At 66.9% G+C, this 23,004-nt stretch carries 17 protein-coding genes and 1 riboswitch; of the genes, 7 read left to right on the top strand and 10 right to left on the bottom strand.

Translation table 11 applies throughout. The features are described 5' to 3' along the window. Nucleotides 1-405 carry a nitrite reductase small subunit NirD gene (nirD, locus tag A5658_RS09485; RefSeq protein WP_067333316.1) on the top strand — a complete coding sequence of 135 codons (405 nt, stop codon included), beginning with the start codon at nucleotides 1-3 and terminating at the stop codon, nucleotides 403-405. On the opposite strand, the gene A5658_RS09490 is transcribed toward nirD, so the two are convergent. Together A5658_RS09490 and A5658_RS09495 are read right to left on the bottom strand one after the other, a co-directional pair. Continuing rightward, a complete protein-coding gene (locus tag A5658_RS09490) occupies nucleotides 402-1,118 on the bottom strand; it encodes a sirohydrochlorin chelatase (protein ID WP_067333318.1) in 717 nt (238 codons plus the stop codon). The genes nirD and A5658_RS09490 overlap by 4 nt on opposite strands. Then, nucleotides 1,115-2,257 carry a uroporphyrinogen-III synthase gene (locus A5658_RS09495; protein ID WP_067333320.1) on the bottom strand — a complete coding sequence of 381 codons (1,143 nt, stop codon included), beginning with the start codon at nucleotides 2,255-2,257 and terminating at the stop codon, nucleotides 1,115-1,117. Before A5658_RS09495 ends, A5658_RS09490 begins: the two co-directional genes overlap by 4 nt. 363 nt (nucleotides 2,258-2,620) lie before the next feature. Here A5658_RS09495 and A5658_RS09500 point away from each other — a divergent pair, with 363 nt between their 5' ends. Both A5658_RS09500 and A5658_RS09505 read left to right on the top strand, forming a co-directional pair. Further along, nucleotides 2,621-3,046, top strand: a complete 426-nt coding sequence (locus A5658_RS09500) for a group 1 truncated hemoglobin (RefSeq protein ID WP_067333322.1) — start codon at nucleotides 2,621-2,623, stop codon at nucleotides 3,044-3,046. A gap of 34 nt (nucleotides 3,047-3,080) precedes the next feature. Beyond that, nucleotides 3,081-3,839: a class I SAM-dependent methyltransferase gene (locus A5658_RS09505; RefSeq protein ID WP_067333324.1), complete on the top strand. Its 759-nt coding sequence runs from the start codon at nucleotides 3,081-3,083 to the stop codon at nucleotides 3,837-3,839. 30 nt (nucleotides 3,840-3,869) lie between these two features. Here the strand turns inward: A5658_RS09505 and A5658_RS09510 are convergent, their stop codons facing one another. Both A5658_RS09510 and lspA read right to left on the bottom strand, forming a co-directional pair. Then, the gene (locus A5658_RS09510; protein ID WP_067333326.1) at nucleotides 3,870-4,796 is read right to left on the bottom strand and encodes an RluA family pseudouridine synthase; all 927 of its coding nucleotides are present in this window, start codon (nucleotides 4,794-4,796) and stop codon (nucleotides 3,870-3,872) included. After that, the gene (gene lspA / locus A5658_RS09515; protein WP_082993056.1) at nucleotides 4,793-5,416 is read right to left on the bottom strand and encodes a signal peptidase II; all 624 of its coding nucleotides are present in this window, start codon (nucleotides 5,414-5,416) and stop codon (nucleotides 4,793-4,795) included. The genes A5658_RS09510 and lspA overlap by 4 nt, the downstream gene beginning before the upstream one ends. A gap of 131 nt (nucleotides 5,417-5,547) precedes the next feature. Between lspA and A5658_RS09520 the strand changes: the two genes are divergently transcribed. Continuing rightward, on the top strand, nucleotides 5,548-6,468 hold the full coding sequence (locus A5658_RS09520) for an asparaginase (RefSeq protein ID WP_067333330.1): 921 nt from the start codon (nucleotides 5,548-5,550) through the stop codon (nucleotides 6,466-6,468). On the opposite strand, the gene A5658_RS09525 is transcribed toward A5658_RS09520, so the two are convergent. Together A5658_RS09525 and ileS are read right to left on the bottom strand one after the other, a co-directional pair. Further along, complete coding sequence (locus A5658_RS09525) at nucleotides 6,433-7,824, bottom strand: DNA polymerase IV (RefSeq protein WP_082993057.1); 1,392 nt, start codon at nucleotides 7,822-7,824, stop codon at nucleotides 6,433-6,435. The two genes, A5658_RS09520 and A5658_RS09525, sit on opposite strands and share 36 nt — an antisense overlap. An 81-nt stretch (nucleotides 7,825-7,905) precedes the next feature. Then, complete coding sequence (ileS, locus tag A5658_RS09530) at nucleotides 7,906-11,022, bottom strand: isoleucine--tRNA ligase (RefSeq protein WP_067333334.1); 3,117 nt, start codon at nucleotides 11,020-11,022, stop codon at nucleotides 7,906-7,908. A 300-nt stretch (nucleotides 11,023-11,322) separates the two neighbouring features. Between ileS and A5658_RS09535 the strand changes: the two genes are divergently transcribed. After that, nucleotides 11,323-11,826: a helix-turn-helix domain-containing protein gene (locus A5658_RS09535; RefSeq protein WP_231997260.1), complete on the top strand. Its 504-nt coding sequence runs from the start codon at nucleotides 11,323-11,325 to the stop codon at nucleotides 11,824-11,826. Here A5658_RS09535 and A5658_RS09540 read toward each other — a convergent pair. Continuing rightward, on the bottom strand, nucleotides 11,816-12,631 hold the full coding sequence (locus tag A5658_RS09540; RefSeq protein ID WP_369830504.1) for a thioesterase family protein: 816 nt from the start codon (nucleotides 12,629-12,631) through the stop codon (nucleotides 11,816-11,818). The genes A5658_RS09535 and A5658_RS09540 overlap by 11 nt on opposite strands. A 208-nt stretch (nucleotides 12,632-12,839) precedes the next feature. Between A5658_RS09540 and A5658_RS09545 the strand changes: the two genes are divergently transcribed. Beyond that, a complete protein-coding gene (locus A5658_RS09545; RefSeq protein WP_067333339.1) occupies nucleotides 12,840-13,187 on the top strand; it encodes a hypothetical protein in 348 nt (115 codons plus the stop codon). Nucleotides 13,188-13,285: 98 nt separating this feature from the next. On the opposite strand, the gene A5658_RS09550 is transcribed toward A5658_RS09545, so the two are convergent. From A5658_RS09550 to A5658_RS09560, 3 genes are all read right to left on the bottom strand, one after another. After that, nucleotides 13,286-13,519, bottom strand: a complete 234-nt coding sequence (locus A5658_RS09550) for an Rv1535 family protein (RefSeq protein WP_067333341.1) — start codon at nucleotides 13,517-13,519, stop codon at nucleotides 13,286-13,288. A 270-nt stretch (nucleotides 13,520-13,789) separates the two neighbouring features. Then, a riboswitch (M-box (ykoK) riboswitch) is annotated at nucleotides 13,790-13,961 on the bottom strand. 66 nt (nucleotides 13,962-14,027) lie between these two features. Beyond that, nucleotides 14,028-14,696, bottom strand: coding sequence for a TetR/AcrR family transcriptional regulator (locus tag A5658_RS09555; RefSeq protein ID WP_067333343.1), 669 nt, complete (start codon nucleotides 14,694-14,696; stop codon nucleotides 14,028-14,030). Then, nucleotides 14,693-15,817 carry a nitronate monooxygenase family protein gene (locus tag A5658_RS09560; RefSeq protein WP_067333345.1) on the bottom strand — a complete coding sequence of 375 codons (1,125 nt, stop codon included), beginning with the start codon at nucleotides 15,815-15,817 and terminating at the stop codon, nucleotides 14,693-14,695. The genes A5658_RS09555 and A5658_RS09560 overlap by 4 nt, the downstream gene beginning before the upstream one ends. A gap of 862 nt (nucleotides 15,818-16,679) precedes the next feature. On the opposite strand from A5658_RS09560, the gene pks2 reads away from it, so the two are divergent. Next, entirely contained in the window at nucleotides 16,680-23,003 is a 6,324-nt protein-coding gene (pks2, locus tag A5658_RS09565) for a type I polyketide synthase (RefSeq protein ID WP_255361322.1), read from the top strand. The last annotated feature ends 1 nt before the right edge of the window (nucleotide 23,004 follow it).

Below are 23,004 nucleotides of genomic sequence, written 5' to 3' on the forward strand. Positions count from 1 at the left end.
ATGGCAACGTCTTTCGATCTCGGCCGCTGGCGTCACGACTGGACCGCTGCGTGCTCCGTCGCACAGCTGCAGCCGATGCGCGGCGTCGCGGTGCTTTTGCCCGACAACGCCCAGGTTGCACTGTTCCTGTTGGCCGACAACAGTATCCGTGCGGTCGGCAACATCGACCCGATCGGCCGTGCCGCCGTGCTGTCACGCGGCATTGTCGGCGACCGCGGCGGGTTCCCCGTCGTGCAATCGCCGCTGAAGAAGCAGGCCTTCAGCCTGCTCGACGGGCGGTGCCTGGACGCCGAAGGGGTGTCGATCCCGGTGTACGCGACGCGCGTCGGCATCGACGGCACGGTGTGGGTGGCCAATTCGCCCGACATCCGCTTCGGTTACCGGCGCGTGGGTCTTTCGGCCTAACTCAACGCGCCCGCAAAGGCCGGCGCCGCGAGCACGGCTTCGCGTCGGCGACGGCAGGCCAGCCGGATCACCGCGGAGTGCAGACCCAGCGGTGCGGTCACCACATCGGCGTCCGCCTCATACAGGCGACCCTGAAAAAGGCCGTCGGCCAACAGGTATGACGCCAGTGCGACTCGGTGGGCGCCCGATTGACGGGCCGCGGCCACCACCTCGGGCACCGACGGGTAGCCGGAGCCGTCGCGGCAGGGAGCCGCGAACGCGATCGACACCCGGTGCCCGACCAACGCCGACAATGCGGCGGCCGTCTGACGCAACTCGCCTTGCCCCCGCCGATCGCGGGTACCGGCTGCGACCAGCACTACGTGATCGTCGCGGCGCCAGCCGGCGTCGATCAGTCGACACAGCAACGCGCGGGCCAACTCCGGCGACGGGCCGAGCGGACGCGCGACGGTGACGCGCTGATGGCCGGACTCGGCGACATAGCGCGGCAGGTCGACGCGGACGTGGTATCCGCTGGACAGCAGCGCCGGTACGACAACGGTCGGCTCATCGCGCAACGTGCCCAGCACCTCGGCGGGCGTGGGTCCCAGAACGTCGACGAACCCGACCCGCACCGGTTCGTCCAGCACACCGGCAACGGCCGCAGCCAGGTCACCGATCATCGTGACGCCCAACGGGTTTCGAGTCCCGTGGGCCACCAACAAGGTGGTCACGTCGACGTCTCGTCTGGCATGAAGTCCACCGCCAGCCGATAGCCACGCTTGACCGCGGTGGCAATCAGCTCCTTGGCACCGATCGCCGACCGCAATCGTGCGACGGCGGCCTCCACGACGTGCGGGTCATCCCCGCCGAGCGCTTCCAGCATCACGTCACGCGACACCACCGCGCCGGGGGCGGCGGCCAGCATCTTGAGCAGAACCAACGAGTTGGGCGAAAGGTCGCGCACCACGCCATCGACCACGGCGCAGTTGGCACGCACCCCCAGGGTGTGCCCGGCGACCACCAAATCCGGTTGGCGGCGCGGCAATTCGTCGACCACCGCACGCGCCAACGCCCCGAGCCGCATCCGTTCGGGTTGTACCGACGGCACGCCCGCACTGCACAACGGCCGGGCCGTCACCGGGCCCACGCAAAATGCGGTGACCGTCCCGGTCATCGCCCGTCGCACGGCCTCGGTGAGCCGCAGCTCCTCGGCGCGCATCAGGAACGACGCCGCTGCGGGCGCCGAGGTGAACGTGATCGCGTCCACTCCGCCGAGCGCGACCTTTTCGATCAGTGCGTCCAGCGGGCCGAGGTCCTCCGGCGGCTCCCACCGATACACCGGCACCCCTACGACCGTTGCGCCACGTTCGGCGAGCGTGTCGATGAATCCCGGCACCGGATCCCAATCGTCGGTGGCACCGTGCAGCTGCACCGCGACGCGCTTGCCCTTGAGGTCGTCGACGGTCAGGTGGGCGAGCACCTCTTCGGACGACTCGGAGACAGGTGACCACTCTTCGCGCAGGCCCGCCGCCCGCAGTGCGCCGGTCGCCTTCGGCCCGCGGGAGATCACCCGGGCCTTGCCCAGAGCAGCCAGCAGCTGTTCCGCCAGTCCCCAGCCCTCGGCCGCTTCGACCCAGCCGCGAAACCCGATTCCGGTGGTGGCGATCAGAACATCGGGAGGCGCGTCGATGACATCGTGGGTGGCGGCTCGCAGCCGCACGTCATCGGCGAGCGGGACCATGCTCATGGCCGCCCCGGTCACCACCTCGGCTCCGCGCCGGCGCAGCATCGTGGCGAATTCGTCGACCCGCCGCGACGCGGTGATCGCCACGGTGAATCCCGTCAGCGACGCACTATCCGGCTCGGTCATACCGCGCCTCGTCCCCTCGATTGGCCAATGCCCCTGCCCGTTCCGCTGTTATCTGACGAACTTATGAGGGCGATGTTGCTGCCCCGATGCCCGCGATGTCGCCGCGATGAATTCGCCCTCACGTCCGCCCGGACGGCGATGTGAGCCGGGAGAAGTACCAGGTGAGGCGATGTCTGGCGCGCTATACCAGCGTCGCCGAATGCGTGCCGAGTTGCAAATCGCGGCAATGTTCCATTGCTCACCACCCACGCGACCCGCGTGCGAACTCACGGTGATGTGCGGCAATCGACTGGTTACCACCGGTAATCGCCGGGTGATGGCGGCATAACGGTCGGGCAATGCCCCGATGGTGAAGTGGTTGCCATGGGAATGTTGTCACTTCTGCGCCAGCGCAAAGCGCCTGTTCCCGCCGAATCGGTCAGTATCTTCGACGCGATCGGCGGCTACGAGGCGCTCGAAATCGTCGTCGAGGACTTCTACATGCGGGTTCTTGCCGACGACCAATTGGCCGGCTTTTTCGCCGGATCGAATATGAACCGGCTCAAGGGCAAGCAGATCGAGTTCTTCGCGGCCGCACTCGGCGGTGCCGAACCGTATACCGGCGCCCCGATGAAGCAGGTCCATCAAGGCCGCGGCATCATGATGTCCCACTTCTCCTTGGTGGCCGGGCACTTGACCGATGCGCTGTTCGCCGCCGGCGTGCCGCGAACAACCGTCGACGAGATCATCGGCGCGATCGCTCCGCTGGCCGCCGATATCGCGTCGGATCACGCGACCGCGCAAACCTGATCGGCGCGCCGCCCGGGTCGGCGACAATGCAGGCATGGGCCGGACGTTCGACGAGTTGGTTTCCGAAGCCGCGGCGGCGCCGATCGATGGCTGGGACTTCTCCTGGCTCGACGGCCGCGCTACCGAGCAGCGCCCGTCTTGGGGCTATCAGCGGTTGATGAGTCAGCGGCTGGCGACGGCGTCGGCGGCATTGGATATCGACACAGGCGGCGGCGAGGTGCTTTCTGGGGCCGAGGTTTTCCCACCGACGATGGTCGCCACCGAGTCCTGGCCGCCGAACGCGATCTTGGCCACCAAACTGTTGCATCCGCGCGGAGTCGTGGTGGTGGCCACGCGCGGCGATGACCCCAGGCTGCCGTTCGCCGACGAGGCGTTCGACCTGGTGACCAGCCGGCACGCGACCGTGGTGCGGTGGGAGGAGATCGCGCGGGTGCTGCGGCCGGGTGGCGGCTACCTCGCCCAGCAGATCGGGCCCGCGACCATGCGGGAGTTGTTCGAGTACTTCCTCGGTCCGCAGCCGTCGAAATGGGCTGAGCTGCAACCGGATACCCAGACGGCGCAGGCCGAGTCGGCCGGCCTGGAGGTCCTGCAGATGCGCCTCGAACGCCTCCGCGCCGAGTTCTTCGACGTCGGTGCGGTGATCTATTTCCTGCGCAAGGTGATCTGGACGGTGCCCGACTTCACCGTCGAGCGCTACCGCGACCGGCTGCTCGAGATGCACGAGCACATCGAGGCGAACGGGCCGTTCGTCGCGCATTCGACCCGGCTGCTGGTCGAAGCCCGCAAGCCATAGCGACCGATCGCGGTGCCGGAGTCTGCGCAGCTAGTGTTCGGCCCGCAGCACGTCGAGGGCATGCTGTAGATCCGCAGGGTAAGGGCTGACAAATTCGACCTGCCGGCCGTCGCCGGGATGGATGAACGACAGCGACCGCGCATGCAGCCATTGCCGTTCCAGCCCAAGCTTTTCCGCGAGTTTTGGGTTCGCACCGTAGGTCAGGTCACCGCAACACGGATGATGCAGCGCCGCGAAATGCACCCGAATCTGGTGTGTGCGACCGGTTTCCAGATGCACATCCAACAGGCTTGCGGCGACGAAGGCTTCGACGGTGTCGTAATGGGTCAGGCTGTGCCGGCCATCGGAGGTGACGGCGAACTTCCAGTCGTGGCCGCGGTGACGGCCGATCGGCGCGTCGATGGTTCCACTGGACGGGTCCGGATGTCCTTGTACCAGAGCGTGATACCGCTTGTCGACGGTGCGCTGTTTGAACGCCCGCTTGAGCAGCGTGTACGCCCGCTCGGAGATCGCGACGACCATCACTCCGGAGGTGCCGACGTCGAGGCGATGCACGATCCCCTGCCGCTCATGCACGCCCGACGTGGTGATCCGGTAACCGGCCGCGGCCAGCCCGCCGAGCACGGTCGGCCCGGTCCAGCCGACCGACGCATGCGCGGCGACCCCGGCCGGCTTGTCCACAACGACGATGTCGTCGTCGGAGTAGAGGATGTCCATGCCCTCGATGTCGACGGGTGTGTTCTGCACCGGTGCCGGCGCGTCGGGAATCCGCACCTGCAGCCAGGCTCCGGCGGTCAGCCGATCCGACTTGCCCGCGGCCACCCCGTCCAGTTCGACGCCGCCGTCTTCGGCCATCGCCGCGGCGGCGGTGCGGGATACCCCGAGCAGCCGCGCGACCCCGGCATCGACCCGCATGCCCGCGAGGCCCTCCGGCACGGGCATGGACCGATCGGTCATTGAGGTCCGTCGACGCCCTCGGCAGGCTCCTCCGCCGCGTCGCCACGCTCTGCGTCGTCGGCGGGCACCCGGCGGCCGACGGTGTCGAAATCGAATCCGAGCGCCGACAGGGTGACCAGCAGGATCGCTCCTCCGACGACCGACGGATCGGCGACATTGAACACCGGCCACCAGCCGATCGACAAGAAGTCCACGACGTGCCCGCGCAGCGGTCCCGGCGAGCGGAAGAACCGGTCGACCAGGTTGCCCATCGCGCCACCCAGGATCATCCCGAGGCCGACGGCCCACCAGGTCGACACCAGCCGCCGGCCCATCCAGAAGATCCCGGCCACCACAGCGGTTGCAATCAACGTCAGCATCCAGGTGTAGCCGGTCGCCATCGAGAACGCCGCCCCGGAGTTGCGGACCAGGGTCCAGGTGACGGTGTCACCGATGATCGGCACCGGCTGACCGGGGGTCAGCAGCTTGACCGCGGCCACCTTGGTGACGATGTCCAGCGCCAGCACGACAGCCGCGACCGACAGCAACAGTGGCTGCCGGCGCCGCGGCGTGACCTCGGCTTCTGAGCCCGTATCGGCCTCTGTCACCGGATCCGCCGATCCCGCTGGTTGGTCAGTCACGCCTCCATCATCCACTAGGGGCCGCCACGACCACGACCCGCCGCGCTGGCGGTCGCTCGGGCTACCGGCGTCGACCCGCTGCACCCGGCCACGCCGCGCTGGCGATCGCCGCGATGCGGGATGATCTACCGATGGGCCGCGTGACCGTCATCGCCACCGGGGGGACCATCGCCAGCAGCGCCGCGGCCGACGGGGTGCAGCGTCCGACCCACGGCGGTGCCGATCTCGCCGCCGGCCTCGATGTCGACGTGGTCGACGTGATGACGAAAGACAGCTCGCAGGTGACACCGGCGGACTGGGACGTGATCGGCGCGGCGGCCCGGTCCGCGGTCGACGCCGGCGCCACGGGTGTGGTCGTGACCCACGGCACCGACACCCTCGAGGAGACCGCGCTGTGGCTGGATCTGACCTACGCCGGTGCCGGTCCGCTGGTGATCACGGGCGCGATGCGCGGCGCCGATGCCCCCGACGCGGACGGACCGGGCAATCTGCGTGACGCCGTCGCGGTGGCCTCGGCGCCCGCCGCACGCGAGATCGGTGTGCTGGTGTCGTTCGCCGGCCAAATTCTGCGGCCGGCGGGGCTGCACAAGGTGGCCAGCGGTATCGGTTTCGCGGGCACTGTGCTCGGCACCGTGGACGGCGGAGTGACGTTGGCGCAGAACAAGACTCGCCCGTTGCTCGGCGAACTGCGCGCGGCGGACGCGCCGCGGGTCGACGTCGTCGCGACGTACGCCGGCGCCGATGCGACCGCGATGAACGCCCTGGTGGACGGTGGTGCGCGCGGCATCGTGCTGGAAGCGTTGGGTTCGGGCAACGCGCCCGCGTCCGTGATCGACGGGGTACGACGGCACTGCCGCGACGGGGTCACGGTCGCGGTGTCGACCCGGGTGGTCGGCGGCGTGGTGAGCCCGGGCTACGGACCGGGCCGCGACCTGGTCGACGCCGGCGCGGTCATGGTGCCCAGGCTGCCGGCGAGCCAGGCCAGGGTGCTGACGATGGCCGCGCTGGCAGCGGGGCTACCCCTGCGCGACGTCGTCGACCGAATGCTCTGACGCCGCTTCCTCGGCCAGGGCGCTGAGGTAGTCCGGCCAGTCGAGGCTGTCGAGCGGATTGGCCGCGGTGATGTCGTCGGTGTCGGAGGCGAAGGTGCGCGCCGCGCCCGGACCGGTGCCCCGGGTTTCGAACCGCACGGTGACCACACCGTGCCCGGCTCCCTGAACCCAGCCGTGACCCCACTCGCGGTGGGTGACGTCGTCTCCGATACGCCACCCCGCGGTGTCCGGCGTCGACGGCACGACGGCGTCCCGCTTACCCTGCGTGCCGTCGTCACCGGCCTCGGTGTCCGACATAGCCAGCTCCAGGTCGGGGAACAGCGAGTCCTGCCGCACATTGCTCAGGCCCGAAAAGCCCACGCCCAGAAGCCGAATCGGGCCGATCTGGCGGGGGTCGAGCAACAGCCGGTGGGCCGTCGCGGACAGCGCGGCGGCGTCGGTGGTCGCATACGGCAGCGTCGCCGAGCGGGTCAGCGTGCTCATGTCCGACTTTTTCAGCTTGACGGTGACGGTGCGTGCGCCGCGGCCGTCCCGGCACAGCCGTGCGTGGGCGTGCTCGGCGATCGGCGCGATCGCCTCGCGCAACTCCTCGAGGGTGGTCAGATCGACCGCGAAGGTGGATTCGGCGCTGATCTGTTTGGCCACCGCGCGTTCGGCCACCGGGCGGTCGTCGATCCCGCGGGCCAGCCGGTGTAGCGCGGGGCCGATCGTCGCGCCCAGGATGTTGGCCACCTCGGCGTCGCTCAGCGCGGCGAGCTGACCGATCGTGTCGATGCCCAGCCGGTGCAGCTTCTCCTCGGCGACCGGGCCGATCCCCCACAGCTTGCGCACCGCGAGACCGTCCAGCAGCCGCTGCTCGTCGGCACGCCGAACCACCTCGATGCCATCGGGTTTGGCCAACCCGGACGCGATCTTGGCGACCTGCTTACCCGAGCCGGCGCCAACCGAGGCGATCAGACCGGTCTCCTCGCGCACCCGTTGCCGCAAGTGCGCGCAGAAGTCTTCGACCTCGCCCGCCGTGGCGCCGGCCAATTCCGGTGGCTCACCGAATGCTTCGTCGAATGACAGCTGCTCGACGACGGGAATCATCGCACGCACGGTGTGGAACACCCGACGGCTCGCGACGCTGTACACCGCGCCGCGCGGCGGCAGCACTACTGCCGTCACACCGATCAACCTGCGCGCCTGATGCATCGGCATCGCCGAGCGCGCCCCGAAAACGCGCGACTCGTAACTGGCGCCGGCCACCACACCACGTCCACCCAGCCCGCCGACCAGCACCGGTCGCCCCCGCAGGGTGGGCCGGGTGAGCTGCTCGACCGACGCGAAGAACGCGTCCATGTCGAGGTGCAGCACCCAGCGCGAATCCACAACCACCGATGCTATTGCGCCAACGGCAAAGCGCCCCCGCAAGAGGCTGCAGTCGTCCGTTGGGCGTCAGACTTTGGCGATCGACACCCGCACGCCGTCACCAATATCCGCAGCGCCTGACCCCGGCTCGCCGAAATCGAAGCCGGTGGCCAGGATTTCGCCGGCGATCAGGTCGCGATGAACGGCCGCCCACTCGGCCCGCTCGGACGGCACCGACATCACCACGCTGATCCGGTCGGACACGTCGAGCCCGGCCGTCTTGCGCAGCTCCTGCAGTTCGCGAATGCGGTCCTTGGCCCAACCCTCGGCCTCCAGTTCGGGAGTGAGCGTGGCGTCCAGGACCACCAACCCGGCGCCGCCCGGCAGCGGCGCGGTGTACTCCGGATCGGCGGCCACCAACCGCGAGCTGTACTCCTCGGGCTGCAGCAGCGCCGGGCCGGCGGTCAGCGTCCCGTCGGCATTGACGACGCCCTCCCCTGCCTTGACCGCCTTGATCGCGGCCTGCACGTCCTTGCCCAGTCGGGGGCCCGCGACCTTGGCGTTCACCGTCAGCTCGAAACGGCCGTAGCCGGCGATGTCGTCGGTGAGTTCGACCGCTTTGACGTTGAGCTCGTCGGCGATCAGATCGGTGAACTGGGCCAGCCGGTCCGGGTTCTCCACCGCCACAGTCAGTTTCGGCAGCGGCAGCCGCACCCGCAGCTTCTTGGCTTTGCGCAGCGACGAGGCCACCGAGCACACCTCACGCACCTGGTCCATCGCGTCGACCAGCGCGGCGTCCGCCGGCACAACGCCGGCCTCCGGCCAGTCGGACAAATGCACCGAGCGTTCGCCGGTGATGCCGCGCCAGATGATCTCGGTCGTCATCGGCAGCAGCGGCGCGGCCAGCCTCGCGGTGACCTCCAGCGCGGTGTGCAGGGTGTCGATCGCGTCGGGGTCCTCTTCCCAGAACCGCGAACGCGACCGTCGCACATACCAGTTCGTCAGCGCCTCGGTGAACTGACGCAACTGCTCACACGCCCCCGAGATGTCGCAGCCATCCATCGACGCCGTCAGGTCGTCGCGCAACACCGCCAGTTTGGCCAGGATGTAACGGTCCAGGACATGCCTCGAATCGGCGCGCCAGGTACCGACCTTCGGCGCATAGAGCGCCAGGAAGCTGTAGGCGTTCCAGAACGGCAGCAGAACCTGACGCACGCCGTCGCGGATGCCCTGTTCGGTCACGATCAGGTTGCCGCCGCGCAGGATCGGTGACGCCATCAGGAACCAGCGCATGGCATCGGAGCCGTCGCGGTCGAAAACCTCGCTGACGTCGGGATAGTTGCGCAACGACTTGCTCATCTTCTGGCCGTCGCTGCCTAGCACGATCCCATGCGCCACACAGGTTTTGAACGCCGGACGGTCGAACAACGCGGTGGCCAACACGTGCAGGGTGTAGAACCAGCCGCGGGTCTGCCCGATGTACTCGACGATGAAGTCGCCCGGGTAGTGGGTGTCGAACCAGTCGCGGTTCTCGAACGGATAGTGCACCTGGGCATACGGCATCGAGCCGGAGTCGAACCACACATCGAACACGTCCGGGATGCGCCGCATGGTCGCCTGCCCGGTCGGGTCGTCCGGGTTAGGCCGGGTCAGCTCGTCGATGTAGGGCCGGTGCAGATTCTCGGGCCGGGTGCCGAAGTCGCGCTCGAGTTCGTCGAGGCTGCCGTACACGTCGATCCGCGGAAACGCGGGATCGTCGGAGACCCACACCGGAATCGGTGTGCCCCAGTAGCGGTTTCGCGAGATCGACCAGTCGCGCGCCCCCTGCAGCCACTTGCCGAACTGACCGTCTTTAACGTGCTCGGGGTACCAGGTGATCTGCTGGTTGAGTTCCACCATGCGGTCGCGAAACTCGGTGACGTTGATGAACCACGACGAAACCGCCCGGTAGATCAGCGGATTGCGGCACCTCCAGCAGTGTGGGTAGGGGTGGTCGTAGGTTTCCTGGCGGATCAGCACGGGATCGTTGGCGGCGGCCGGGCCGGTGCGGTTTTTCAGGTCGCGGATGATCTGCGGGTTGGCGTCGAACACGTGCTGACCGCGGTAATCGGGCACGGTGGCGTCGAATCGCCCTCGGGCGTCGACGGGTGTCACCGGCACGATGCCGACCCTGTCGGCGGTCGCCTTGTCGTCCTCGCCGTAGGCCGGCGCCAGGTGGACGATCCCGGTCCCGTCGTCGGTGGTCACGAAGTCGGCCTCGAGGACCTGGAAAGAGTTGGGCGAGTCCATGAAATACGGGAACGGTGGTCGATACCGCATGCCGGCCAGGTCGCTTCCCCGGTACGTGCCAAGCACGTCGGGTTCTTCACCGAACTCCCGTGTGTAGGCGGCCAGCCGCGGCTCGGCAAGAACGACTCGGTGCTCGCCGGCTTGCACCTGGACGTAGGTGACGTCGGGGTTGACGGCTACGGCCTGGTTCGACGGCAAGGTCCACGGCGTGGTCGTCCACACCAGCAGATGTGCCCCGGCCAAATCCCCGTCCGTGATCGCGAATCCGACGGTGAGGGCCGGATCCTGCCGGTTCTGGTAGACGTCGTCATCCATCCGCAGCTCGTGGTTGGACAGCGGGGTCTCGTCTCGCCAGCAGTACGGCAGCACCCGGTACCCCTCGTAGGCCAGTCCCTTGTCCCACAGCTGTTTGAACGCCCAGATCACCGACTCCATGTAGGGCAGGTCGAGCGTCTTGTAGTCGTTGTCGAAGTCAACCCAGCGGGCCTGACGGGTGACATAGGCCCGCCATTCATCGGTGTACCGCAGCACCGACTCGCGGCAGGCGTCGTTGAATGCGGCGATACCCATCGCGTCGATCTGCGACTTGTCCGTGATGCCCAGCTGTCGTTCGACCTCGAGTTCGGCCGGCAGCCCGTGGGTGTCCCAGCCGAACCGGCGCTCGACCTTGAAGCCACGCATCGTCCGGTAGCGCGGAACGATGTCTTTGACGTAGCCGGTCAGCAGATGCCCGTAGTGCGGGAGCCCGTTGGCGAATGGCGGCCCGTCGTAGAAGACATATTCGGGGGCGTCGGCGCGACGGGCGATGCTGGCGCGGAACGTGTCGTCGCCCGCCCAGTAGTCGAGAACCTCGAGTTCCAGCGCCGGCAAGTCCGGTGAGCCGCCCGCCGGCTTCGGATAGGTGTTCTCGGTCACTGCGCGTCGTCTCCATGTGCCGCTGTCTGGCACGGGGACGACGGTGCGCTGGTGCGCATGCGCCGCGGTACCACCCCGCTTGCCACGCCGGGGGCATGGCCGCTCATCGCTCGGCTGTGACGGGCCTACCCGTTCGGCTCTACTGGGTCCGCAGAACTGCAGGTGCGGGCTGTTCTTCCGAAGGCTCCCCGGTGATGGCCGGATCGACGCCAATGCGGCAATTCTACGGATCAGCGCAAACTGGACGGTCTCGGCCCGCTGACTCATCGCAATTAGCGTCAGCACGGCTACTCTGACCGGATGACCGCAACCTCCGATGTCATGACGCTTCGCGGCCGCGGCGCCGATGACGATGCGTCGATCGCACACGACTGGTGCCCCATGGAGCGCGCCCTCAAAGAGATCGGCACCAACTCCGCCCTGTTGCTCTTACGCGAGATCTTCTGGGGCGCAAGGCGGTTCGACCAGCTGGCCCGCGGAGCCGACATCACCGAGCAGATGGCCGCGATCCGGCTGAAACAACTCGTCGAAGCGGGGATTTTAACCAAGCAGCCGTATCAGGAACCCGGACAGCGAACCCGGTACGAGTACGTGCTCACCAGCCGCGGGCGCGAACTGTATCCGGTGATCGTCGGCCTGATCGAATTCGGGCTGTTACTGCAGGGCGACTCCAGTCGACTCGACCTGGTGCATGGCGGCGGGTGCGGGGCCAAGGTCGTCTCCGTCGTGCAGTGCGCGCAGGGGCACGTGGTACCGCTCGACCAGACCGACGTGCGGATCGCCAGGAAAACCCCTAACCCTTGAAATAGACGATCTGATACGTCGTGGCCAGCAGCGCGCCGTCGCGACCCCACAGTTGCGCGCTCTGGTCGAAAAATCCGCGGTCGAAGCGGTTGGCCTGCGCGGTGCCAAGGATGAAGTCACCACCCAGGGCTTCGAGGTGACCGCTGTCGGCGTGAAAATACGTCGTCATCGAAATGGTGCCGGACGGGACGATGCCGCGGCGCAGAAAAATTCGCGGAAAGAAGATGTCGGACAACGCGGTCAGGGCGGGAAAGTCAAGCCGACGCCGGGCGCCGTCGCGCACCCACAGCGTCGATACCGACGACGGGCCGGCCTCGACGCCGGTCCCAGAGAACGAACCGGCGGCAAAACGCATGTCGTACATCTGAAACCAGGTGGGGAGGTTCGTGACGTCGGTGCGCGGAATCTCATCGGGCGACGGCACCACCGGCATGGCCGCTTCGGTGTCCGACCAGGTGTCGCGGTGGTTCCCGAACACCGCCGTCGCTGTGGTCTTGACCTCCCCGGCCTGGCTGAGTTCGACGATCCAGTGCTGGTTGGTGCGGTTGGTCCGCGCAGCGCGACGCGAGATCTCGAAGTCACCGTCGGCGATCGGCGCGGCGAAATTGACGGTCAGGGCCACTGGCTCGCCGAGCCGGTGTGGATGCACGTCGATCGCCTGCAGGATGGCGGCCGCGGTGATACCGCCAAAGGGGCCAACCATGTTCGCCCACTCCGGTTGCGTCTCACCCCGCACCGCCTCGTCATTCACGACCTCGAATTCGATGGCGCGGTCCAAGGGGTGCAATTCGGCCTTCGACAACAGATCTCCTGAGTTCGACTCTGCTACAGCAGGGTTCGCAAGCGGTAGCGCTGCTGCCCGGTAGCCTACCTCTGGCTCAACAAGTCTCAAGACAGGGTAGTGATCGTTAGACTTCGACCTACCGCGATGCCCGACCCGGTTTAAATCCGCTGCCAGCGGGCTATCAACATGCGCAGAATTGGTGCTTGCGGATACTCAAAGGAGTAACACGATGACGAATACGCGGCGGCTGCTGCTCTTCGGTGGCGCGATCCTTCTCATCGCGGGTGTGATCGGGTTGTTCGTTCCCGTGTCGGTGTCTGGTGGCATTGGCTGCGGCAATGCATTCCATTCGGATCTGTCAGCGGCTCGTGCACAAGACGACCGCAATATCGGGAACTCGCCTGTCGTGCAACAGGTTCCTATCGCCAATCAACTCGCACCCAAGAGCCAGTTCGTCGCATCGTGCAATTCGGCTTTGGGTACCCGGCGGGCCTGGACTATCCCGCTGACCGTCATCGGCCTCGTCGGCGTAGGTGTCGCCCTCGCACAGCGACGAAGCGAAGGCCAAGCCGTTTAAGTCGCCGCGGCGCCGGCTACATCGCCGCCCAGCAGTGACGAAAAACTCCCGGCACCAAGCCAATCAAGCACTTGGGTGCCGGGAGCCTGCGACGCCTTTCAGGCACCGACCTCGATAACGCCGGCGCGCCACAGCGCGGCGTACAACTGACGCAGCGGAACACACAGCAGCCGAGCGGCACCGTCGACCAACGGGTCGCCGCCCATCAGACGGGGGCTGGGCCGCTTGGAGGTCTTCGGGGCGCGGGGTGTCATCGGTGCCGGGTCCGGCACCACCCTGAGCCGCGGCGCGGACGTCGCCGCTACTACCTCGTCGTACAGAACAGCGGTCATGATCGCCTCCTACGCAGAAAATCAAACGGGCACAATCGGATTCGGTGTCCGTCCGATACGGCGGTGAGCAGGCGAGAAGCAGTCAGGGCCGAAAATGGCTCAGCTGAAGGCAATGCGCCGCAGGCCGGATCGGGACGAAACGCCCGGATATCGATCCGGACTAGAACTGGAACTCATACGTCCCTCACCTCCTCGCGGTCGCTCGGCGTGCGGATACACCGCACAATTCACACGCAAGCAGGAATACAGAACCCGAACATCATCGGGAAGTCCGCACCCCACTCGTCAGAGTTTCGGCACTACACGGCGTATCCGGAAGATTCCGGAAGCCACTTGGGCTCAACCCTTAAGCCGGGAGGAGCTGTCCTGACCCTGGGCGTCTCTCGACGTTCGGGGTCAGTGGCCTGTATCCGTGTAGACGCCTCACCTAACGAGGTGCTTACCCCGTCGATGATGCACGAACATCCCGCCGCGGTCAAACCCCCACACCAAACGCGCTGACCAGCCGTTATGGTTTTGTGATCGGCTGGCTGGTCGCATTGTCCCGCGGCCGGAGGCCGTTGAGAGCAAACGAGACGACGATCTCCGAGACGTCCTCGGCGCTCACTCCGTCATCGGTGGAGAGCCGGCGATGCGCCAACTGGCCGATCAACGCCGCCAGGCTGAAGGCAAGCATCCGCGGCGGAGCGCTGATCACCGTCCCCAGCTGTTGCGCCACGATCATGTGCTTCTCGATGTCGTCGATGAAGCGTTCGTAGATGCTGCCCAGATGCTTCTCGAACTGGTCGCCGAGTGCGTAGGCGTCACGCAGCAAGAGTTTCGTCACGGCCTTGTCCGCCTCGAAGAATTCCAGCACCGCCTGCACAGTGATGCGCAGCGGCTCCCAATTCCGCTCGGGTCGGTTGCTGGCCGCGGCGATCGCGGCCGCGATGTGGGCGCGCAGGGCGTCGCCCTCGGCGGCCATCAGCGCATGGAAGATCTCGTCTTTCGAGTCGAAGTACCAGTAGACCGACCCGTACGCCAGGCCTGCCTCCTTGGCGATATGGGAGATCGTAGTGGCATGAAAACCATTGCGCGCGAACACTTTCTTTGCCGCGCTCATGATCTCGTCACGCCGCCTCGTCTTGTCTTCCTTACTGACTGCCCGCCGTCTGCGGGCGCCCGCAACCTCGGTCACTTGTCCACTACCCCCTCGAGATGTTCTATGGCGTCAATGAATTCGGCAACCATATCCAGTACGACGTTCTTGGCCGGCTGGACTTTGTTCATCGAGCCCACGACCTGGCCGACAAAGTAGGTAGCCAGCTCGCGAGCCTTTGAATCAGGCTGGGCCGCAGCATTATTGATGCGCATCTGGGCATCCTCGACCAGCGCCGTCTGCAGCGGCATCTGCAGCGGGTCGGGGTTCTCGCCACGCTCCCACTCGTCGGTCCACGCAGTGCGCAGCATTCGGGCCGGCTTGCCGGTCAACGACCGCGACCGCACGGTGTCCGACGAGGTGGCGGCGAGGAACTTGTCCCGGACCACGGGCGGGGTCTCCGCCTCCTCGGTGGTCAGCCACACCGACCCGCACCACACCCCTTCGGCGCCTAATGCGAGCGCAGCGGCGATCTGGCGTCCCCGAGCGATTCCGCCCGCCGCGAGCACCGGGATCGGCGCTACGGCGTCCACCACCTCGGGAACCAGCACCATCGTCGCCACTTCACCGGTGTGCCCGCCCGCCTCGGTTCCCTGCGCGACGATCAGATCGACGCCGGACTCGGCGTGCCGCAGGGCGTGCCGGGTACTGCCAGCCAGCGACGCGACGACGACGTCGCTGTCGTGCGCCCGCGCGACCAAGTCGGCCGGCGCAGGCCCCAGCGCGCTGGCGATCAGCCGGATCCGATGGCTGAAGGCGACGTCGAGCAACGGTTCGTAACCCTTGGGTGAAATGTTGAGCTGGCCGGGTAATCGGCGCTTTTGGTCGCCGGAAGGCGTTATGCCGTAACGGTTTAGCAGCTCGTCGACAAACGCGCGGTGTTCGTTGGGTAACAACTCGCGAACTTGGTCGCGGTCGATCCCGCCTTCGTCGTGTCCCACGTATTTGGGCGGCAGCAGCAGATCGACACCGTATGGCTTTCCGCCGGTCTGCTGCTCGATCCAGCTCAGTTCGCTTTCCAGCCGCGCCGGGCTGTGCGCGACAGCCCCCAGGATGCCGAAGCCACCGGCGTTGGAGACGGCCGCCACCACGTCTCGGCAGTGGCTGAAGGCACAGATCGGGAACTCCACGCCGAGCATTTCTGCCACTCTCGTCCGCATCGCAATGACGGTACGAATTACTGATTCGCATGTCAATATGTCGGGCGCATTATTGATTGATATGTCAATCGCACTATGTATTTAACTGACTGATGTGTCAATCAAACTTCGCCGCAGAGAATAGCGCACTTTTGGACCTCCGGAATCAACCGCGGTCGACACCATGGCGCATACAGGAGTGAGCCAGAAAAAGCAACAGTAAGAAAGCTTCGGTGTGTTAAAACCTTGCACCCGACGACCGACGGACTGAAACAGTGCTGAGAATCAGATGAGACACCGATAAAGAAACATCCTCCAAGTTGACGGGGCTGCTCGGCGACCTCACGATAAAACAACATCGCAAACTCTGGACAACGGCGTTGAATGAGTGTCTAATATCGTTCTCACCAGCGGAAGGCCTCATTGACATGCAAGGAAGCGAAGGATCGAGGATCCCGGCGGAGTCGACGACGACGTAGAGCTCTGCAGCATCGCGCGAGCGCCTTGGCGCTCCCATTTCCGGCCGTCGTAGCTCAGTCCGCTATTGCCACAAGGGGGAAAATGATCCTTTTGAGATCATTGTCGGCCGTTTGGCGGACGCCGATTCAAGTCGCTGTTTTCCCTTCGGCGGTAAACAGATGACAACCGGGGTTGCCATTGTTGGGGCCGTCTTTCGGTCAACTGGGGCACCTATTTCAGCAACCCATTGCGGGGAGCCGGAGCGCGTGATACTGATCTGCCAATCGGATATTTCGTTGGACCGGCGGCATGCCGTTGACCTTTTGGACCTAGACGGGTAACGCGCACTTAACACCTAGCGCGTTACGTATAGAAAGAAGGCGAATTGCATACTTCCGAGACGAATCAGATCCCGTCGTCATACCTGGACTCGGGTGAACCGTCGTCCAACGGCCCGCTTCCGACGACTCCCATCGCGGTCATCGGCATGTCCTGCCGGCTCCCCGGCGGAATCGACTCGCCAGAGCAACTGTGGGACGCGCTGCTGCGCGGCGACGACCTCGTCAAGGAGGTGCCGGCCGACCGATGGGACATGGACCAGTACTACGACCCCGAGCCCGGCGTGCCCGGTCGCTCGATTTCGAAGTGGGCCGCGTTTCTCGACGATCCGACCGGGTTCGATGCGGACTTCTTCGGCATCGGCGACCGGGAAGCGCTTGCCAGCGACCCGCAGCATCGCGTGCTGCTGGAGACCGCGTGGGAGGCCATGGAGCACGCGGGTCTGACCCCCGACCAGATCGCCGGGACGTTGACCGGCGTATTCGTCGGATTGACGCACTCCGACTACTCGTACTTGGCTGCCGACGCCGCCGCGCTGGAGGGGCCGTACGGATTCTCCGGGACCAACTTCAGCCTGGGCTCCGGGCGGATCGCGTATGCGCTGGGCGTGCACGGACCGGCAGTCACGGTCGACACCGCATGCTCGTCAGGTCTGTTGGCGGTCCATCTGGCCTGCCGCAGTCTGCACAGCGGGGAAAGCAATCTGGCCGTCGCGGCCGGCGCCTCGGTGAGCCTGGAACCGCGCAAGTTCGCGGCGGGCTCAGCCGAAGGCATGCTGTCGCCGACCGGCCGTTGCCACGCCTTCGACGCCGCCGCTGACGGATTCGCGGTGTCCGAAGGCAGCGTGGTGTTGCTGCTGAAGCGGCTGGCCGACGCAACGGCGGACGGCGACCGGATTCTGGCAGTGCTGCGCGGAACGGCCGCCAACCAGGATGGCCGCACGGTCAACATCTCGGTGCCATCGGCCAGGGCGCAGACGGCGGTCTATCGGGCGGCGTTGGCCGCGGCCGCCGTCGACGCCGCCACCGTCGGGATGGTCGAGGCACACGGCCCCGGGACACCGGTGGGTGACCCGATCGAGTACGAAAGCCTCGCCAACGTCTACGGCATCACCGGTCCGACGGCGCTTGCCTCGGTGAAGACCAACTTCGGCCACGCCCAATCCGCCTCGGGCCCACTCGGACTGATGAAAGCGATCCTGGCGCTGCAGCACGGTGTCGTGCCGCCGAACCTGCACTTCGAGCGACTGCCGGACGCGCTGGCCCCGATTCAGACCAAACTGTTCGTGCCACAGGTCACCACCCCGTGGCCGACCAACGGCGGTCACCCACGACGGGCATCGGTGTCGTCCTATGGCTTTTCCGGCACCAACGTGCACGCGGTGGTCGAGCAGGCCCCGGTTGTCGTTCCGGCCGGCGACGAGACGACCACCCCACCAGCCGAGGGCCCCCTGGTGTTCCCGCTGTCGTCCACGTCGCCCGATGCGCTGCGCCAGACCGCCGCGCGTCTCGCCGACTGGGTCGACGCGCACGCCGGCGAGATCACCGGTTGCGATCTGGGCTATACGCTCGCGCGCCGACGCGCGCACCGCCCGGTGCGGACATCGGTGACCGCCAACGATTTACCGCAGCTGACGGTGGCGCTGCGGGAGATCGCCGCCGACGACATTCCGTACGAGCCGGCCGCCGGCCGCGACGATCTGGGCCCGGTCTGGCTGTTCTCCGGGCAAGGTTCGCAGTGGGCCGGCATGGGCGCCGAATTGCTGTCGAAGGAGCCAGTTTTCGCCGCGACCATCGCACGCCTCGAGCCACTGATCGCGGCCGAATCGGGATTCTCGGTCACCGAGGCGATCTCGTCGCCGCAGACCGTGACCGGCATCGACCGGGTTCAACCGACCATCTTCGCCATGCAGGTCGCGCTGGCCGACACCCTGAAGTCCTACGGCGTGGTTCCCGGCGCGGTGATCGGACACTCGATGGGCGAAGCCGCGGCCTCCGTCGTCGCCGGAGCGCTTTCGCTCGAGGACGGCGTCCGCGTCATCAGTCGCCGATCACGGCTGATGCTGCGCGTCTCCGGTGCGGGCGCCATGGCGTCGGTGGAACTGCCTGCCCAGCAGGTTCTTTCCGAGCTGATGGCTCGCGGCATCAAGGACGTTGTGGTGGCCGTGGTGGCCTCGCCGAAGTCCACGGTCATCGGGGGCGCCACCGAGTCTGTTCGCGAGTTGGTCGCGGTGTGGGAGCAGCGCGACATCATGGCCCGCGAGGTCGCCGTCGATGTCGCGTCCCACTCGCCACAGGTCGACCCGATCCTCGACGAGCTGGCGGAGGTGCTGACCGACCTCGACCCCCGCGAACCGGCGATTCCGTATTTCTCGGCCACCCATTTCGACCCGCGTGATCTGCCGCAGTGCGACGCCGACTACTGGGTCGAAAACCTGCGCTACACCGTGCGATTCTCCTCGGCCGTGCAGGCAGCGCTCGAGGACGGTTTCCGGGTGTTCGCCGAACTGGCACCGCACCCGCTGCTGACCCACGCCGTCGACCAGACCGCCGGCAGCCTGGACATGCGGGTGGCGGCGTTGGCCGGCATGCGGCGCGAGCAGGACATGCCACACGGGCTGCGCGGCTTGCTGGGTGATCTGCACAGCGCCGGTGCGGCGGTGGACTTCTCGGTGCTCTACCCCCATGGGCAGTTGATCGATGCGCCGCTGCCGTCGTGGACGCACCGAAAGTTCGTCTACGAGCCCGGCGTCAAAGACCTTCGCTCACAGGGCATCAACACCGTCGCGGTGCACCCGCTGCTCGGCTCGCATGTGCGACTGCTCGAGGAGCCCGAGCGGCACGCCTGGGAGGCTGAGGTCGGCACCGCCGTATTGCCGTGGCTGGGCGACCACAAAATCCACGACATCGGGGTGCTGCCGGGTGCCGGGTATCTCGAGATGGCCCTCACCGCCGCCCGCGAAATCCTCGGTGAGACAGCCGAAGTGCGCGAGGTCCAATTCGAGCAGATGCTGCTGCTCGACGAGAAGACAACCGTCGGAGCCTCCGCGACCGTCACCGCACCCGGTGTCGCCCGGTTCGCCGTAGAAGCCGAGCAGGAAGGTGAGCGTGCGCGTCGGGCCAGCGCGGTCCTGCACGCGGGAGAACAAGAAGACTCCCCACCCGCTCATGACATCGCCGAGCTTCTCGCACAGCACCCGCGTCGGGTCGACGGTGACGAACTCAGGCAAGGATTCGACAAGCGCGGTCTGCAGTACGGCCCGGCCTTCAGCGGCCTGGCGGCAGTCTTGATCGCCGAAGACGCAGTCGACACAGTGCTTGCCGAGGTCGGCCTACCGCCGTCGATCCGGTCTCAACAGACCGCCTACAACGTCCACCCGGCGCTGCTCGACGCCTGCTTCCAGTCGGTCGCCGCCCATCCCGCGATCCAGGCGGCGGGCATCGGCGGGCTGATGCTGCCGCTGGGCGTGCGACGGCTGCGGACGCACGGCGCGGCCCGCGACGTCCGCTACTCCTACTCGCGCGTGATTCGCGCCGACGCGACCTGGGTCGAGGCCGACCTCGAGTTGCTGGACGAGCACGGCGCGGTGGTGGTCGCCGTCGAGGGACTCCACATCGGCAGCGGCACTTCGGAAAACGCCAACCGGCAACGGCTGCTCAACGAGCGGCTGCTGACCGTCGAATGGCAGCAGCGGGAACTACCCGAACCACCACAGGGCGACGCTGGAAACTGGTTGCTGATAAGCACTTCCGCGGCGGCGGATGTGGTGGCAACCGCGCTGACCGACGCCTTGAAGGTCGCACACGCCCAAACCACCACCATGTGCTGGCCGCAGGAAGCCGACCATGAGTCGAACGCCGAGGAACTCGCCGGTCACCTGCGCGGCGGCGAATTCAGCGGCATGGTCGTGCTCACCGGTCCGAAGAACGGCAACCCGGACGAAGAATGCGCGTCGCGCGGCGGCGACTACGTGCACCATCTGGTCCGCATCATCCGGGGTCTGCCTGAAAGCGGCAGCGCCCCACCGCGGTTGTTCGTGGCGACCCGCAACGCGCAGACCGTCCTCGCCGACGATCGCGCCAACCTGGAGCAGGCCGGGCTGCGTGGATTGCTGCGCTCGATCGGCAACGAGTATCCCGAGCTCCGGGTCACGCAGATCGACGTGGACGAGCGGACCGATCACGGCCAGCTCGCCCGCCAACTGCTCAGCGGCTCAGAAGAAGACGAGACCGCGTGGCGTAATGGCGAGTGGTTCACCGCACGGCTGTTCCCGAGCCCGTTACGGGCCGAGGAGCGGTTCATCGCGTCGGTCGACCCGGCACACGGCGGCATGCGCCTGCAGATCCGCACACCCGGCGACCTGCAGACGATCGAGCTCACCGCGTTCGACCGCGTCCCGCCGGGCCCAGGCGAGATCGAGGTCGCGGTAACCGCATCCAGCATCAACTTCGCCGACGTTCTTGTCACCTTCGGTCGCTATCCCTCCTTCGAGGGTCGGCTACCGCAACTGGGCACCGACTTCGCTGGCGTGGTGAGCGCGGTCGGCAGCGACGTGACCACACACAAGGTGGGCGACCGTGTCGGCGGCATCTCCCCCAATGGCTGCTGGGGCACGTTCGTGACATGCGACGCCGACCTCGCGGTCACGCTGCCCGACGGCCTCACCGAACACCAGGCGGCGGCCATCACCACCGCGCACGCCACGGCCTGGTACGGCCTGAACGACCTGGCCCGGATCGGTCGCGGCGACAAGGTGCTGATTCACTCCGCCACCGGCGGCGTCGGCCAGGCGGCGATCGCGATCGCCCGGGCGGCCGGTGCCGAGATCTTCGCCACGGCCGGCAGCGACGAGCGTCGACAACTGTTGCGGGACTGGGGTATCGAGCACGTCTACGACTCGCGAAGCGTCGAGTTCGCGCAGCAGATCCGCGACGACACCAACGGATACGGCGTCGACATCGTGCTGAACTCCGTCACCGGTGCCGCACAGCGGGCCGGCATCGAATTGCTGGCGCTCGGTGGACGATTCATCGAAATCGGCAAACGGGACATCTACGGTGACAGTCGCCTTGGCCTGTTCCCGTTCCGCCGCAACCTGGCGTTCCACGGTGTCGACCTCGGATTGATGTCGCACAGCCATCCCGCACGGTTCCACGATGTGCTGAACACCGTCTACCGGCTGACCGCCGAGGGTGTGCTGCCGCTGCCGGAGACCACCCACTATCCACTTACCGAGGCGGCCAACGCCATTCGCGCGATGAGCGGAGCCCAGCACACCGGCAAGCTGGTGCTCGACGTGCCGCGGACCGAGCCGACCCGGGTGGCTGTTCCACCGGGTCTGGTTCGGGTTTTCCGGTCGGACGGCTCCTACATCATTACCGGCGGACTCGGCGGGCTCGGTTTGTTCCTGGCCGAGAAGCTGGCCGCGGCGGGCTGCGGCCGGATCGTGTTGACCTCGCGCTCGCAACCGAGTGACGAGGTGCGCGAGGCCATCGAGTTGATCCGCGCCGCCGGCGCCGACGTCGTGGTGGAGTGTGGCGACATCGCCGAGAGCACCACCGCGGACCGGTTGGTGGAAGTGGCGACGAGCACCGGCCTGCCGCTGCGGGGTGTATTGCATGCCGCGGCGGTGGTGGAAGACGCCACCCTCGTCAACATCACCGACGGCCTGATCGACCGTGACTGGCGCCCAAAGGTTTACGGCGCGTGGAACCTACACGAGGCCACGATCGGCCAGCCGCTGGACTGGTTCTGCTCGTTCTCCTCCGCCGCATCGCTCGTCGGCTCACCCGGGCAGGGCGCCTATGCGGCGGCCAACAGCTGGCTGGACGCATTCACCCATTGGCGTAAAGCTCAAGGCTTGCCGGCGACCTCGATCGCGTGGGGCGCCTGGGGTGAGGTCGGACGTGCCACCGCTCTGGCCGAGCAACACGACTCCGCGATCGCACCGGATGAGGGTGCCTACGCCTTCGAATCGATGTTGCGGCACGACCGTGCCTACGCGGGTTACGCGCCGCTGATGGGCTCGCCGTGGCTGACCACGTTCGCGCAGCGCAGCAAGTTCGCGGAGATGTTCAAAACCGCGGGCCAAGGCGCCAAGGGCTCGAGCAAGCTGAGGGCCGAACTGAACGAGCTGCCGGTCGAGGAGTGGCCGGGCCGACTCCGGAAGTTGTTGTCCGAGCAGCTCGGTCTGCTGTTGCGGCGCTCGGTCGACCCGGACCGCCCGTTGTCGGAATACGGACTGGATTCCCTCGGCACGCTCGAGTTGCGCACCCGGGTCGAGTCCGAGACCGGGATTCGCATCAGCGCACAGAACATCATCGAGCACGGCACGGTGCGGGCCCTGTCGCAGTTCCTCGCCGACGAACTGGCGGCCTCGCAGAGCGTGTCGGCGGTCAAGGAGGACTGAC

Source organism: Mycobacterium sp. 1245111.1, assembly GCF_001673405.1.
Lineage (GTDB): Bacteria > Actinomycetota > Actinomycetes > Mycobacteriales > Mycobacteriaceae > Mycobacterium.